Source organism: Streptomyces sp. NPDC049040 (assembly GCF_043197715.1).
In the GTDB taxonomy this organism is placed as follows: Bacteria; Actinomycetota; Actinomycetes; order Streptomycetales; family Streptomycetaceae; genus Actinacidiphila.
The window spans coordinates 1080214-1093950 of record NZ_JBICTO010000001.1; the positions used below are offsets into that span (position 1 = coordinate 1080214).

Consider the following 13737-nt stretch of genomic DNA (forward strand, 5'->3'; position numbering starts at 1 on the left):
GTCGCGTGGCCGTTCGCCGGGACATCCCGGCGGGGGGCTGTTCCCGTGGCGGTGGCCCCGTGGCTGCCGCCGTTGGTGCGCGCGGTTCCGGCGCCGGCGGGGGAGCGGCGGCCGGACGTTCGCCGGCGGGCTGCCCGGGCGTGCCCGGGTGCCCGGACGAGAGCGGCCCCACCGGCCCCGGGGGGCCTCGGGGAAGTGCGTGGCAAGGCGTCGTCGGCGGGCGGGAGAATGGGGCCGTGCGGTTTCTGGTGCTGGGGGTTACGGAGGTGCGGGGCGCGGAGGGCGTGCCCGTGGCCCTGGGCGGCGGGCGGGTGCGGGCGCTGGTCGCCGCACTGGCCGTCGGCGTGGGGCGGCCGGTCTCCGTGGAGGCGCTGATCGAGCAGGTGTGGGCCGGCGACCCGCCGGCCGATGCCGCCGGTGCGCTCCAGGCGCTGGTCGCCCGGGTGCGCAGGGCGCTGGGCCGGGAGGCCGTCGCGTCGGAGCCGGGCGGTTACCGGCTCGCGGCGGAACGCGACGCCGTCGACCTGTACGAATTCGAGCACCTGGTCCACGAGGGCGACACCGCCCTGAGCGGTGGTGACCCCCGGAAGGCGGCGGCCGCGCTGACGCGGGCGCTCGCACTGTGGCGCGGCCCGGCGCTGGCGGATCTGCCGGACCGTACGGCGGCCGCCGCCCGCCCTGACGCGCTGCACCGCACCGCGCAACGGCTGCGGATCGAGGCGGAGCTCTCGCTCGGCAGGGCCTCTGACGTGATGCCGGAGCTGCGGGAGGCGGTGGCGGCGCACCCGCTGGACGAGGCGTTCCGGGCGCAGCTGATCAGGGCGCTGCGCGCGACGGGGCGGACCGCGGACGCGCTGGTGGCGTACGAGGAGACCAGGCAGGTGCTGGCCGAGACGCTGGGCGCGGACCCGGGTCCCGAACTGCGGGCCCTGCACGAGGAGTTGCTGCGGCAGCCCGCGCCTGCCGCCGCGGGGCCCGCGGGGAATCTGCGGGCCCGGCTGACGAGCTTCGTGGGCCGGGAGGCCGATCTGCGGGACATCCGCCAGGACGTGGCCCAGGCCCGCCTGGTGACGCTGACGGGGCCCGGCGGGTCCGGGAAGACCCGGCTGGCCCAGGAGGCCGCTGAGGCGGCGGCAGGGGCGTTCCCGGACGGCGTGTGGCTCGCGGAGCTGGCCCCGCTCGACGACCCGGCCGCGATCCCGCACGCGGTGCTGAGCGCGCTGGGCCGGCGCGAGGCGCACGTGCTGACGGCGGGCCCCCTGCGGCTGGAGCCGCACCAGGAGGATCCGGTGGCGCGGCTGCTCGAACACTGCGCGCGGCGCCGGCTGCTGCTGGTGCTCGACAACTGCGAGCACGTGATCGGCGGCGCCGCCGCGCTGACCGCGGAGCTCCTCGCGGCGTGCCCGGATGTCACGGTGCTGGCCACCAGCAGGGAGCCGCTGGGTGTGCCGGGCGAGGTGGTGCGCCCGGTGGAGCCGCTGCCGCCGCCGACCGCCCACCGGCTGTTCGCCGAGCGGGCGGCGAGCGTCCGTCCTGGCGCGGCGCCTTACGAGGACAGCGCGGAGGGACCCGACGCGGCGGCCGTGCGGGAGATCTGCCGGCGGCTCGACGGCCTGCCGCTGGCGATCGAGCTGGCGGCGGCGAGGCTGCGCGCCCTGTCGCCGCGGCAGATCGCGGACCGCCTCGACGACCGTTTCCGCCTGCTGACCAGCGGCAGCCGTACGGTGCTGCCGCGGCAGCAGACGCTGCGGGCGGTCGTCGACTGGAGCTGGGATCTGCTGGCGGACACGGAGCGGGAGGCGCTGCGGGCGCTGAGCGTGTTCGCGGGCGGCTGCACCCTGGCCGCGGCGGAGGCGGTGTGCGGCCCCGACGCGCTGGAGTCGGTGGCGCAGCTGGTCGACAAGTCCCTCGTGGTCGCGGACCTGGTGCCGGCGCGCGAGGGCGCGGACGGGCCGCAGGCGCGTTATCGCCTGCTGGAGACGATCCACGAGTACGCGGCGGAGCGTGCCGCCGAGCACCCGGCGGAGCAGGCGCGGGCGGCGGCCCTCCACACCGCGTATTACCGCGACCTGGCGGCCACCGCCGACCGGGAGCTGCGCGGCGCCGACCAGATGCGCTGGCTCGAGGTGCTCGAAGCGGAGCTGGACAACATCAGGGCGGCGCTGCACCGCACGGTCGAGGCGGCGGACGAGCCCGACGCGCTGGCCCTCGTGCTGGCGATGGGCTGGTTCTGGTGGCTGCGCAACTACCGCGACGAGGCGGACGGCTGGCTGGAGCGGGTGGTCGCGATGGGCGGCGATCCGCCCGAGGACCAGGCGGACCCGTTGTACTGGCCGCGGATCGACGCGCGGATGCTGCTGTTCTTCGTCAAGAGCGACCACGCGGCGGAGGAGCAGTTGTCGACTCCCGCGTCGCTGGCGACGGCCGAGATGCTCGCGCGGGCGTACAGCACCGCGGGCAAGGCGGCGGCACGCTTCCCCGGGCTGCTGTGGCCCTTCACCACCTACGTGCTCGGCGGGCAGCAGGGGATGCGGCGGCACACCGACTCGGTCCTCGCGAACTGCCGGGTCCACGGCGGCGACTGGGAGCTGGCGGCGGCACTGATGATGCGCACCCACATCGCGGTGGACTCGCCCGGCGGCCTTGCGGACGCCGACGACAGCCATGCCGAGCTGGAAGGCCTGGCCGACCGGCTGGGCGACCGCTGGGTCCGCGCCCAGGTGCACAGCGCGAGCGGCGAGATCGCGATGGCCCGCGGCGACTACGCGTCGGCGCGCAGCCACCTGGAGGAGGCGAACCGGCTCGGCCTCGAACTGGGGGCGCACGCGGAGGCGGCCTTCCTCCTCGCGCGGCTCGGCGAGGTCGCCCACAGGGACGGCGACGACGACACCGCGAACCGGCTGCTGGACGAGGCGGAGGAGGCGGCCGAGCGCTACGCGGTGCGGGACGCCCGCAATTACATCCGCTACATGCGGGCCACGCTGCTGCTGCGCGGCGGCGAGGTGGTCCGCGCGCGGGAGATGTGCGACCTGGCGGCGGGGCGGATCGCCGACGGCAGCCCGCCGCCGGTCTTCCACACGCTGCTTGCCGGGCTTGCCGCACGGATCACGATGGCCGAGGGCGACCCGGCCAGGGCGCTGAGTCTGGTGGACGAGGCGCTGCGCATGGCGCTGGCGGCGGGCTGCACGGAGCAGGTCGTCGGCGGGCACCTGGACGTGGCGGCGGAGGTGCTGTCGCTGCTCGGCGACGCGGCGGCCGCGGCGGTGCTGCTGGCCGCCGCGGACCGGGTACGGGGGCCGATGCCGCGCAGCAGGCCCGAGCGGGAGACGTACGAGGCGGTGGCGGCCAGGGCGGCCGCGGCACTGTCCGCGGCGGAATCGGCGGCGGCCCGTGAGCGCGGCGCCGGCCTGGACCGGGAGCGGGCCGCGGCCTTGGTCGCGGTGCTGGCGGGCGGCGGCGCAGGCCCCGATGCCGGCGCAGTCGGCGGCTCCGGGGAATAGCGGTCGTGGACCGCCACTTATCTCATTGAGGCTTCAAGGAATACTGGAGCCGCGGACCCGCGCCCGCCCCCGCGCAGCCATCGGAAGTGAGAAGAGCCGTGAAGGTCGAGATCTACAGCGATATCGCGTGCCCCTGGTGCTACGTCGGCAAGACCCGCTTCGAGCGCGCGCTCGCGGCCTTCCCGAAGGCCTCCTCCGTCGAGGTCGTCTACCGCCCCTTCCAGCTGGACCCGTCGGCCCCGCACGAGGCGCGCCCGCACCGCGAGGTGCTGGCGGCGAAGTTCGGGCCGCAGGCCGTCGCGATGGACCAGCGGATCACCGACCTCGGCGCCGACGAGGGCATCGCCTTCGACTTCGACACGGTCCTGGAGAACAACTCGCTGCTCGCCCACCGCCTGCTGCGCTTCGCCCTGGACGAGTACGGCCCCGAGGCACAGGTCCGGCTCAAGGGCAGGCTGATGACCGCCCACTTCGGCGAGGGCATGGACATCGGCGACCACGAGCACCTGACCGACGCCGCTGTCACGGTCGGCCTCGACAGGGACGCGGTCGCCGCCTTCCTGAGCGGCGACGAGCTGCACGACGAGGTGCTGGACGAGATCGACGAGGCCAGGCAACTGGGCATCACCGCGGTGCCGACCTTCGTCTTCGAGGGCCAGTGGGCGGTGCAGGGCGGCCAGGAGACCTCGACCTTCCTCCGGGTGCTCGAGCAGGTCGCCAAGGACACCGCGGCCGCTGCCGCCGCGGAGGCGGACGAGGACGCCGGTGCCTGCGCCGACGGTGTGTGCGAGGTGCCCGCGGCCGACGGCAGGACCGCGGCCACGGGCGGCTGACGCGGGACGCGGGCGCGGTCCGGGCGGCCGCCCCCGGTCACAGCGCTAGGTGCAGCTGACGACCGCGTCGGCCCAGTCCGCCAGGCCGGTGAGACCGAGGCCGACGCTCTGCCCCGGTTCTGGGGTCACGACCAGCCGCAGGGTCTTGTAGCCGGACAGGCCGACGTGCACCGGTGCCGCAGGGTCGCCGCCGCGGATCACGTCCGAGGTCCACAGCCGGGTGGAGTCCCCGTACACCGAGAAGCGCACCGCGCTGCGCAGCAGCCTGGTCAGGTCGTCCACTCCCGCCCTGGCGTCGTAGGAGACGCAGGCCCGGTTGAGGTCGACGGTCAGCGACGAGGGCGCGTGCACGGTGATGCCGTGGGCGTAGTACCTGCCGTCGATCCGCAGGCCCCAGCGATTCCACCACCAGCCGCGGGCGCCCGTGACCGGGCGGATCGTGGGCTTCGTCCGGTCGCCGACGCCGCTGATGCCGAGCGAATTCAGCTTGTATGCCGTCACCACGGGCGGCGGTGGTGGTGGCGGAGTCGATGGCGGGGTGGACGGCGGCGGTGGAGGCGGCGGGGCTGCGGACGGGGGTGCGGGGCTGGGCGTCGCGACGGGTTCGTGCGTGGGGTCAGGCGGTGGCGGCGCCGTGGTCGGCTCTGCCGCCGCCTCCTGCGCCGGCTGGTGGGTGGGTACCGCGGTCACCGCCGGTGGGGGCGGTGACGGCTTGGGGGCGGCCTTCGGCTTCGGCTGGGGCTGCGCTTCGGGGATCGACGGCGCCGGCGGCGCCGCGTGCGTGGTCGCGACCGGAGCGGCCACCGGCGCCTTGGCCTGCGGCTTGGGCGGTTTGGCGCCATGGCCGAGGGTGAGCGCGACAGCGGTGGCGGCCGCGGCGACGACCACGGCCGCAGCGATGCCGATCTTCACGGGCGCGCCCAGGCCCTCGCCCGCGAGGGCGCCTCCCACCGCCCCCGAGCCGGAGCCCGACGCGGCGGCCGCGCCCCCGGCGGCCCCCGCACTTCCGGCGGCGCCGGAGCCGGACCCCGCGGCGACTGCTGCGCCTCCCGCGGCGGCACCTCCGGCCACCACGGCCACTCCTGCGGCCTTGGCGGCGTAGACGGCGGCGAACCAGCCGATGAACGCGACCGGCAGCAGTCCCTTGAGCGCCGAGTTGAGGTCGGCCAGTTCGAGCGAGGCGGCCGTGCAGCGCTCGCAGTCCTTCAGGTGCCGGTTCAGCTCGCGGTCCGCGCGCATCCGCAGGCCCCCGCGGGCGTGCGCGCCGAGTCGGTCGGCGTAGCGGGCGCACTCGCCCCGCGTGGTGAGCGTGGAGCTGACGTGCGCTTGCAGATAGGCCTGGCGCAGGCCCTCCCTCGCGCGGTGGGCGAGCACTGCGGTCGCATTTGCGGTGAGGCCGAGCAGCGGGGCGACGGCGCTGGGCGACTCCTCCTCCACGGCGGTGTGCCACAGCACGGTCTGCCAGCGCTCGGGCAGCGTGCGGAAGGCCTGGATCGCCAGCGACTGCTCGGCCTCCTCCATGGCCCGCACATCGGCGGCCGGCGCGCTGGTCGCGACGTCCGCCCCGGCGCCCGCGGCGCTGACCGCGAAGACCGCGAAGTCCTCGACCAGGTGCTCCCTGCGGGCGGTGCTGCCCCAGCCGGCTCCGACCCGGCGGACCGTGGTGAGCAGGTAGGCGCGGACCGCGGAGCGCGGGCCGCTGCCGCCGCGGATGGCCTGGAGGGTGCGGGCGAAGACCTCGCCGGTCAGGTCCTCCGCGGTGTGCGCGTCGCGGCAGCACGTGCGGGCGTAGCGGCGCACGGCCGCTGCGTGCCTGCGGTAGATCTCCTCGTACGCGCTGTCACGGCCTGCCCTGACCTGGTCGATCAGATCCTCGTCCGACAGCACGGACCCGGAGTCGGGGTGGCCCGCTGCCCGCAGGTCGTCGTCGGCGGGCGCGTCGGAAGCACCGTCGATCACACCGTCGATCACACCGGCGGTCGACCCGTCTGACACATCGTCGGAATCGGCGTCCGACACTTCGTCAGGCGAGGTGCCGGGCACCCGGCCAGGGCGCACCGGATCGGGGCGCACCCCTTCCGGGCGCGGCCGATCCGGATACGCCGTCTCGGGCCGCGCCACAGGATCGCGCTGGCCCGGCACCCGGCGCGACGGGAATTCGACGCCGCCTTCCGGCCCGGCCCCTGTGGAAGGGGCGGGACCGGATTCCCCGATTGGCTCATCCACGGGCCAAGCCTGGCACAGTGGAGGGGTCCTGGGTCATGGCCTTCGGCGGAACCACCCTTCCGTGCAAAGATCGTCGACCGATCTCATGGGTTCACCCGCACGGGCTGCGCCGTCACCGGCACCTCAGTCGCGGGCGGCCTGGCGTTCCGAGGGGCGCGAGCGCAGTCCCTCCAGCAGGATGTCCAGCAACCTGGCCGAGGCGGCCGCCTGTTGGGCGGCGTCCGGCAGCGAGGGCGCCGCGGTGGCGATGACCAGCAGGACGTCGGCGACCGAGACGTCGGTGCGCAGTTCGCCTGCCTCCCTTGCTCTTTCCACGAGTTGGCCGACGACGTCGAGCAGGGTGCGAATCCCGTCCTCGTCCTCGACCCGCCGGCCACCGGCCGCTCCCGCGTCGGTGAGGTCGTCGCGGCCCGAGTGGTCACCGGGTGCGGAGCGCGCGCCCTCGGCCGGGTCCGCGCCGAATCTGATCCGCTGCTGCGGGACCCGGGCGGGTTCGCCCGCCCCCTCGGGCTCGTGCGGTGCGCGTGCCGTGCCCTGCGTGCCGCCCGCCGCGACCGGACCGCCCGGCGTGCCCTCCACCCGCAGCACCTGCGGCGGCAGCAGCCGCCCGGCGCCGGAGGCGACGGAGGTGCGCAGGAAGCGGGCCAGTGCGGACCACGCCTCGTTCTCCTGCCCAAGCGCGGTACGCGCCTGCTCCGTCAGGCGTGCGGTCTCCTCCTCCGCGATCCGCCTGACCAGCACGTCCTTGCTGGGGAAGCGGCGGTAGACGGTGCCGACGCCGACCCGTGCGCGCCGGGCGACGTCCTCCATGGGCGCGCCGTAGCCCAGTTCGCCGAAGACCTCACGGGCGGCCCTCAGTACGTGTTCCAGATTCCGCTGGGCGTCCACCCTGAGCGGTGCCGCCCTGCTCGGGCCTCCGTCCGGCCCCGCGGCGGTCGTCGTCCATGTCTGGTCCTGAATGTGCATATGTGTATCCCCCCGGACAAATTGAATGTCTCCCCCCGGAGACTCCCCGCCCTTGTCGATCAGCGTGCGCGTCAAGGCGCACTACTACGAGACACGAACATAGTTGAGGGCGCGTCAAGAATGAAGGGGCTGTGATCCCTGGGGCGTGGGCTCATCGAGAGCACGTGAGGTCGCGTCCTCCCGCACTGCGGCGTTTGCCCGGTGATCAGCCGATGCGGACACACGGCTCGGGCCTGCACGGATGCCGGTTCCGGCGAATCTGGCGTCCGCCCTGTGGACAAACGGCGCCCGATCATTGCGTCATGGAGCAATGACGACGGAGTCGGCGGGCACGGCCAAGGCAAGCACACCGCGCATTCTTGTGGTCGGCGGTGGTTACGTCGGCATGTACACGGCATTGCAGCTCCAGCGAAAGCTCCGGCTGAAACACGGCGAGGCCGAGATCGTGGTCGTCGAGCCGCAGCCGTACATGACCTACCAGCCGTTTCTCCCCGAAGCCGCCGCCGGATCGATCTCGCCGCGGCATGTCGTCGTACCGCTGCGCCGGGTCCTGGACCGGTGCCGGATCGTGGTGGGCGAGGTGCGCTCCGTCGACCACGACAAGCGCGTCGCGTCCGTCGTGACGCCGGCCACCGAGGAGGAGGGCGGCGGCGCCACCGAGATCCCCTACGACCAGCTGATCGTCGCCCCCGGCTCGGTGTCCCGGATCCTGCCGGTGCCGGGACTGGCCGAGTACGGGATCGGCTTCAAGACCGTCGAGGAGGCGATCGGGCTGCGCAACCACGTGCTGGAGCAGCTCGACATCGCCTCCTCCACCCGCGACGCCGACGTCCGCGAGGCGGCCCTGACCTTCGTCTTCGTCGGCGGCGGCTACGCGGGCGTCGAAGCGCTCGGCGAGCTGGAGAACATGGCCCGCTACGCCCTGCGCTACTACCACAACGTCAGGCCCGAGGACATGAAGTGGGTGCTGGTCGAGGCCACCGGGCGGATCCTGCCCGAGGTCGGCGAGCAGCTGGGCCGCTACGCCGTCCGCGAGCTGCGCGGGCGCAACGTCGACATCCGGCTGGAGACCCGCCTCGAATCGTGTGAGCACCGGATCGCCGTCCTGTCCGACGGGTCGCGGCTGCCCACCAGGACCGTGGTGTGGACCGCGGGCGTCAAGCCGGCGCCCGTGCTGGCCGCGACCGGGCTGCCGCTGAACGAGCGCGGACGGCTGGTCACCGACGCCACCCTGCGGATCGCCGGCCGGGACGGCGCCTGGGCGGCGGGCGACGCCGCGGCCGTACCCGACCTCACCGCCGACCGCGAGGGCGTCCTGTGCGCGCCCAACGCCCAGCACGCCGTCCGCCAGGCCAAAGTGCTGGCCGGCAACGTCGTGGCGCGGCTGCGCGGCGAACCGCTCACCGACTACCGCCACCGACACGCCGGCTCCGTCGCCTCCCTCGGCCTGCACGAAGGGGTCGCCCTGCTCTACGGGCGCCAGTTCAAGGGCTACCCGGCGTGGCTGGTGCACCGCGTCTACCACCTCAGCCGGATGCCGACCGCGAACCGCAAGGCCAAGGTGCTCGCGGAGTGGATCCTGTCCGGATTGTTCAAGCGGGAGATCGTCTCGCTCGGCTCCCTCGAGCACCCGCGGGCCGAATTCGAACAGGCCGCGGGAAGCGGCGGTGACACCGGTCGCCCACGGCCGTGAGCGCCCCCCGGCGCGCGCGCCGCGCACCGGCGCGATTCCCTCGCAGGCCCCCGGTCGGCCACACTGGACCGGTGACCACCCGTGCGGCAACATCTTCAAAGAGTGACAAATACGAGGAATCGGACGTTTGAACCTCACGCGCTGGAGCGCCCGGCTCCCCGGAACACAGCGACGCGGCACCGTCCCGGCGGCCCGCGGCCGGACCGCCGACGCCGCCGCACCGGCAGGCGGCGGAAAGGGCGTCGGCACCGCCTCGGCGGACCCGCCCCCGCAGGCCCCGGCCGGAAGGGACCGCACCGGCATCCCACCGCAGGCCCAGGACCAGGCACTCTCCGCCGTCGTCGGCGAAGGCGGCGGCCTCGCGGGCGTCCTCAGCCGGCTGCCCGCGCTGATCGCCGTCACCCACGGGCCCGCGCACCGGGTCGGCTTCGTCAACGACGCCTACGCCGAGGTCTTCGGCCCCCGTGGCACCGGCGCCCCGGCACGCGAAGCCCTGCCCGAACTCGACGAGCTCGGCCTGCTCCCGCTGATGGACCAGGTCCACCGCAGCGGCCGCCCGCGCACCGTCAAAGCCCGCAAGGTCACCAGGGCGGACGCCACCGCGGTCACCCGCCAGGGCTACTTCACCTTCACCTGTACGCCCGTACAGGCCGACGATCCCGACCCCGAACGCCGCGGCGTCCTGGTCTTCGCCGCCGACGTCACCGACCAGGTCCAGGCGGCGGAAAGGCTCAGGGAGAGCGAGCGCCGCCTGCACGAGACCGCCGTCACCCTCCAGCGCAGCCTGCTGCCGCAGCAGCTGGAGCAGCCCGACGACCTCCGGCTCGCCGCCACCTACCAGCCGGGCGGCACCGACGCGGCAGTCGGCGGCGACTGGTACGACGTCATCACCCTCGGCGCCGGCCGCACCGCCCTGGTCATCGGCGACGTCATGGGCCGAGGGGTGCGCGCCGCCGCCGTCATGGGGCAGCTGCGTACCGCCGTGCGCGCCTACGCCCGGCTCGACCTGCCCCCGCACGAGGTCATCCAGCTGCTCGACGGGCTCGCCTCGGAGATCGACGCCACCCAGATCGCCACCTGCGTCTACGCCGTCCACGACCCCGCGGAGGGCCGGCTGTCCTACGCGAGCGCCGGCCACCTGCCGATCCTGATCCGCGACCCGGACGGCAGCGTGCTGCGCACCGAGGAGCCCACCGGACCGCCGCTGGGCACCGGCGGCTGGACGCACGCCTCCGCCACCGTCCCCTTCGGCCCCGGCTGCACCGCCGTGCTCTACACCGACGGCCTCATCGAGCGCCGCGGCGAGGACATCGAGGAGGGCGTCTCCACCCTGATGCGGGCGCTGGCCGGCGCCACCGGGGCGCCCCAGGTGGTCTGCGACCGCCTGATGCGGGCGCTCGGCGTCACCGCACAGCACGACGACGACGTGGCCGTGCTGGTCGTGCAGTACCCCGACCACACCGGCCACCCCGACGGCGAGGTCTTCCGCAACGCCTCGCTCGAACTCCTCGGCGGCATCGAGGCCGCGCCCCGCGCCCGCGCCTTCGCCACCGGCGTCCTGGCCTCCTGGCGCTTCCCCGTCGAGCTGCGCGACCTCGGCGTGCTCGCGGCGAGCGAGCTGGTGGCCAACTCCCTCAAGCACGGCACACCGCCGATGCGGCTGCGCCTGCGGCGCACCGACCGGCGGCTGGTCATCGAGGTCATGGACGGCGACGAGCACCTGCCCAGGCGGCGGCGCGCGGAGCCGGCGGACGAGGAGGGCCGCGGCATCTCGATCATCGCGACCATCGCCTCGTCCTGGGGCTCGCGCCTGACACCCGGCGGCGGCAAGGCCGTCTGGTGCGAATTCACCCTTCCGGGCTGAGCACCCACGGGACGGCCCTCAGCGGGCGGCCGGCTCCGGGGTGCCGGTGGCCGCCGGGAGCGGGGACCGCGACACGACGCGGGTGGCCCGCAGCGGGGAGTCCTGCGCCGGGGTCAGGTGGCGGCCCAGCCGCAGGGCGATCACGGAGACGCCCAGCGAGCAGGCCACCAGCAGCACGACATACGCGTCGTACGCCCCCGCGGCCGCGATGACGCCGCCGACAGCGGGGCCGATCGCCAGGGCCAGCTGCTTCACCAGCGCGAAGGCGGCGTTGTAGCGCCCGACCATCCGCTCCGGCGCCAGGTCGGCGACCAGCGGCGACACCGTCGGCGCGAGCATCGCCTCGCCGAGCCCGAACAGCGCGTAGGTCGAGATGATCGCGACGATCGCGACCACGTGGTGCCCGTGCACCAGCCCCGACGCCCCGGCCACGAGCCAGGCCGCCGTCCAGACCAGGCCGACCGCGGCGATGACCCGGCTGCGCCGCCGGTATTCGACCAGCCGCAGCACCACGAACTGCGCCAGCACGATCGCCGCCGTGTTGGCGGCGAGCGCGACACCCAGCATCGCGGGGGAGATGTGCGTGACGGTCACCGCGAACGCGGAAAGACCCGACTCGAACTGGCCGTAGCAGGCGAAGAACAGCACGAAGCCGAGCACGCACAGCATCACCATCGCCCGGTTCCCCAGCAGGCCGCGCCAGCCGAGCGCCGCCTCGGGAGCGGTGACAGCCGCGTCGAGGCGGGCCGTCCGCGGCAGCCGCACCGTGGCGATCACGGCACCGAGCACCAGGAACATCGCCGCCTCGATCGCGAAGAGCCTGATGAAGGACGACGGGTGCGAGGTGTCCACGATCAGCCCGCCCATCAGCCCGCCGACCCCCAGGCCCAGGTTGGCCAGGAAGAACTGGGTGGCGAACGCCCGGGACCTGGTCGCCGTGGTCGAGCACCACACGATCATCGTGGCCAGCGCGGGCTGCACGACGGATATCCCGGCGCCCAGCGCCCCGGCCGCCGCGATGACCACCGGCTCGCTGCCGGACAGCCCGAGACCCAGCGACCCGGTCGCCGCCAGCACGGTGCCGGCGACAGCGACCGGTACGGGCCCGCGCCGGTCGATGATCCGTCCGGTGAAGGGCAGCACGAAGAGCGCGGCGACGGCGAAGGTCGCCAGCACCACACCCGCGGTCCCCGCCCCGAGCCCCCGTACCTGCGAGACGTACACGAAGGTGAAGGGCACGGTGAAGCCGTTGCCGAACGCACTCAGGGCGTTCCCCAGCTGGATCCGGCGCAGTGCTGCGCCCATGGCGGTGTCGTTCACGGCATCTCCCCTCGGGACGGTGGACCTGCAAGCCTTCGGGTTGAAGACTTGACGAGTAAACTTCGAAGCTAAAGAGTACATCCCGAAGGGCTTTAGAGCAAAGCATTACCGTGCGATACTCGGACCCATGACCGCAGCCGCAGGCTCCGCCGGTACCCCCCAGGAGCTCGACCTCGACGCCCAGATCGCCGCCTACCAGCGCGAGTTTCCCGAGGTCGACCCCCAGGTGGAGAAGGTCGTCACCGCACTCGGCCGGCTCAACCGCCGGATGAACGTCGCGTACGGGCGCCAGCTCGTCGACCTCGGCATCAGCAGCGCCGAGTGGGAAGTGCTCAAGGCCCTCGTGGTCGTCGGCCGCCCCTACCGCCTCGGCCCCGGCGACCTCGCCAAGCGCCTCGGCCTCACACCGGCCGCCATGACCCACCGCATCGACCGCCTGGTCACCGAAGGCCTGGTCACCCGGGAGCGCGACGAGGCCAACCGGGTCCGCGTCATCGTCGAGCTGACCGACGAGGGCCGGGACAAGTGGCTCCAGACGATGCGCCTGGCCGCGGCCTTCGAGGACGAGCTGCTCCAGGACCTCAGCACAGCGGAACGCGCCGCCCTCGGCGAGATCCTGACCCGCCTGCTGCGCCGGGTCGAGGACAGCCAGCCCGACGCCGGCGGCCGGCTCGAAGACCTCGACTGACCCGGAGCCGCGGCCGGGGTTGACACCCCCGGCAGAGCTGCGTAATGTACTCCGAGTTGTCCGACGTGAGCGCCGACTCCGGTCGGTCCCCGGACAGCCATCCCGCAAGACCATTCGACTTTCGACTGATCGACGGCCTCGTGCCGTCGTCTTCTTGTCGTCCCGTCGTGTGTTCTTTCGGAATGCGTGCAGAGTTTCGATCGATCGGCCGATTTGGCCGCAGCGAACGAAGTCCGCTAAAGTCTCACTCGTCGGAACGGCCCAACAGCCGGAAAGACAAACCCCGCTGACTGGGGGTCAGGCGCCGGAAAGGGTCTGATAGAGTCGGAAACACGAAGGGAAAGCCCGGAGGGGCCGGTGAAACGGTCTCGAAGGAAGCTTCCGTTCCTTGAGAACTCAACAGCGTGCCAAAAGTCAACGCCAGATATGTTGATACCCCGTTGCGTGTCCTGCTTTTGCAGGTGCGTGATGAGGTTCCTTTGAAGAAAAAACACACAGCGAGGACGCTGTGCACCTGGGGATTATTCCTCCCTGGGTGCCGCTCTTGCGTGCTGTACCGGGATGACCCGGATGCATTCACGGAGAGTTTGATCCTGGCTCAGGACGAACGCTGGCGGCGTGCTTAACACATGCAAGTCGAACGGTGA

At 73.6% G+C, this 13737-nt stretch carries 8 protein-coding genes and 1 rRNA gene; 6 read left to right on the forward strand and 3 right to left on the reverse strand.

Annotation, left to right across the window (positions count from 1 at the left end):
* Positions 1–236: 236 nt before the first annotated feature.
* Entirely contained in the window at positions 237–3500 is a 3264-nt protein-coding gene (locus ACGFMP_RS04895) for a BTAD domain-containing putative transcriptional regulator (RefSeq protein ID WP_393670264.1), read from the forward strand.
* Between the two features lie 98 nt (positions 3501–3598).
* The gene (locus tag ACGFMP_RS04900) at positions 3599–4333 is read left to right on the forward strand and encodes a DsbA family oxidoreductase (protein WP_393670265.1); all 735 of its coding nucleotides are present in this window, start codon (positions 3599–3601) and stop codon (positions 4331–4333) included.
* A 45-nt stretch (positions 4334–4378) separates the two neighbouring features.
* Here ACGFMP_RS04900 and ACGFMP_RS04905 read toward each other — a convergent pair whose 3' ends face one another.
* Positions 4379–6301, reverse strand: a complete 1923-nt coding sequence (locus tag ACGFMP_RS04905) for a sigma-70 family RNA polymerase sigma factor (RefSeq protein WP_393670335.1) — start codon at positions 6299–6301, stop codon at positions 4379–4381.
* Between the two features lie 381 nt (positions 6302–6682).
* Positions 6683–7525 (reverse strand): TetR/AcrR family transcriptional regulator, encoded by an 843-nt coding sequence (locus ACGFMP_RS04910; RefSeq protein ID WP_393670266.1) that lies wholly within the window; start codon positions 7523–7525, stop codon positions 6683–6685.
* Between the two features lie 310 nt (positions 7526–7835).
* Here ACGFMP_RS04910 and ACGFMP_RS04915 point away from each other — a divergent pair, with 310 nt between their 5' ends.
* The gene (locus ACGFMP_RS04915; RefSeq protein ID WP_393670267.1) at positions 7836–9218 is read left to right on the forward strand and encodes an NAD(P)/FAD-dependent oxidoreductase; all 1383 of its coding nucleotides are present in this window, start codon (positions 7836–7838) and stop codon (positions 9216–9218) included.
* 127 nt (positions 9219–9345) lie between these two features.
* Positions 9346–11082, forward strand: coding sequence for a SpoIIE family protein phosphatase (locus ACGFMP_RS04920; protein WP_393670268.1), 1737 nt, complete (start codon positions 9346–9348; stop codon positions 11080–11082).
* A gap of 18 nt (positions 11083–11100) precedes the next feature.
* Here the strand turns inward: ACGFMP_RS04920 and ACGFMP_RS04925 are convergent, their stop codons facing one another.
* Positions 11101–12387, reverse strand: coding sequence for an MFS transporter (locus tag ACGFMP_RS04925; protein WP_393670336.1), 1287 nt, complete (start codon positions 12385–12387; stop codon positions 11101–11103).
* Positions 12388–12529: 142 nt separating this feature from the next.
* Between ACGFMP_RS04925 and ACGFMP_RS04930 the strand changes: the two genes are divergently transcribed.
* Together ACGFMP_RS04930 and ACGFMP_RS04935 are read left to right on the forward strand one after the other, a co-directional pair.
* Positions 12530–13090 (forward strand): MarR family winged helix-turn-helix transcriptional regulator, encoded by a 561-nt coding sequence (locus tag ACGFMP_RS04930; protein WP_393670269.1) that lies wholly within the window; start codon positions 12530–12532, stop codon positions 13088–13090.
* Positions 13091–13665: 575 nt separating this feature from the next.
* Positions 13666–13737, forward strand: a 16S ribosomal RNA gene (locus ACGFMP_RS04935); the annotation flags it as partial.

What these genes read in the sequence shown, in the direction of transcription:
- ACGFMP_RS04910 (WP_393670266.1), bottom strand. Translation starts at nt 7,525, where the DNA reads ATGCACATTCAGGACCAGACATGGACGACGACCGCCGCGGGGCCGGAC.
- ACGFMP_RS04915 (WP_393670267.1), top strand. Translation starts at nt 7,836, where the DNA reads ATGACGACGGAGTCGGCGGGCACGGCCAAGGCAAGCACACCGCGCATT.
- ACGFMP_RS04925 (WP_393670336.1), bottom strand. Translation starts at nt 12,387, where the DNA reads ATGGGCGCAGCACTGCGCCGGATCCAGCTGGGGAACGCCCTGAGTGCG.
- ACGFMP_RS04930 (WP_393670269.1), top strand. Translation starts at nt 12,530, where the DNA reads ATGACCGCAGCCGCAGGCTCCGCCGGTACCCCCCAGGAGCTCGACCTC.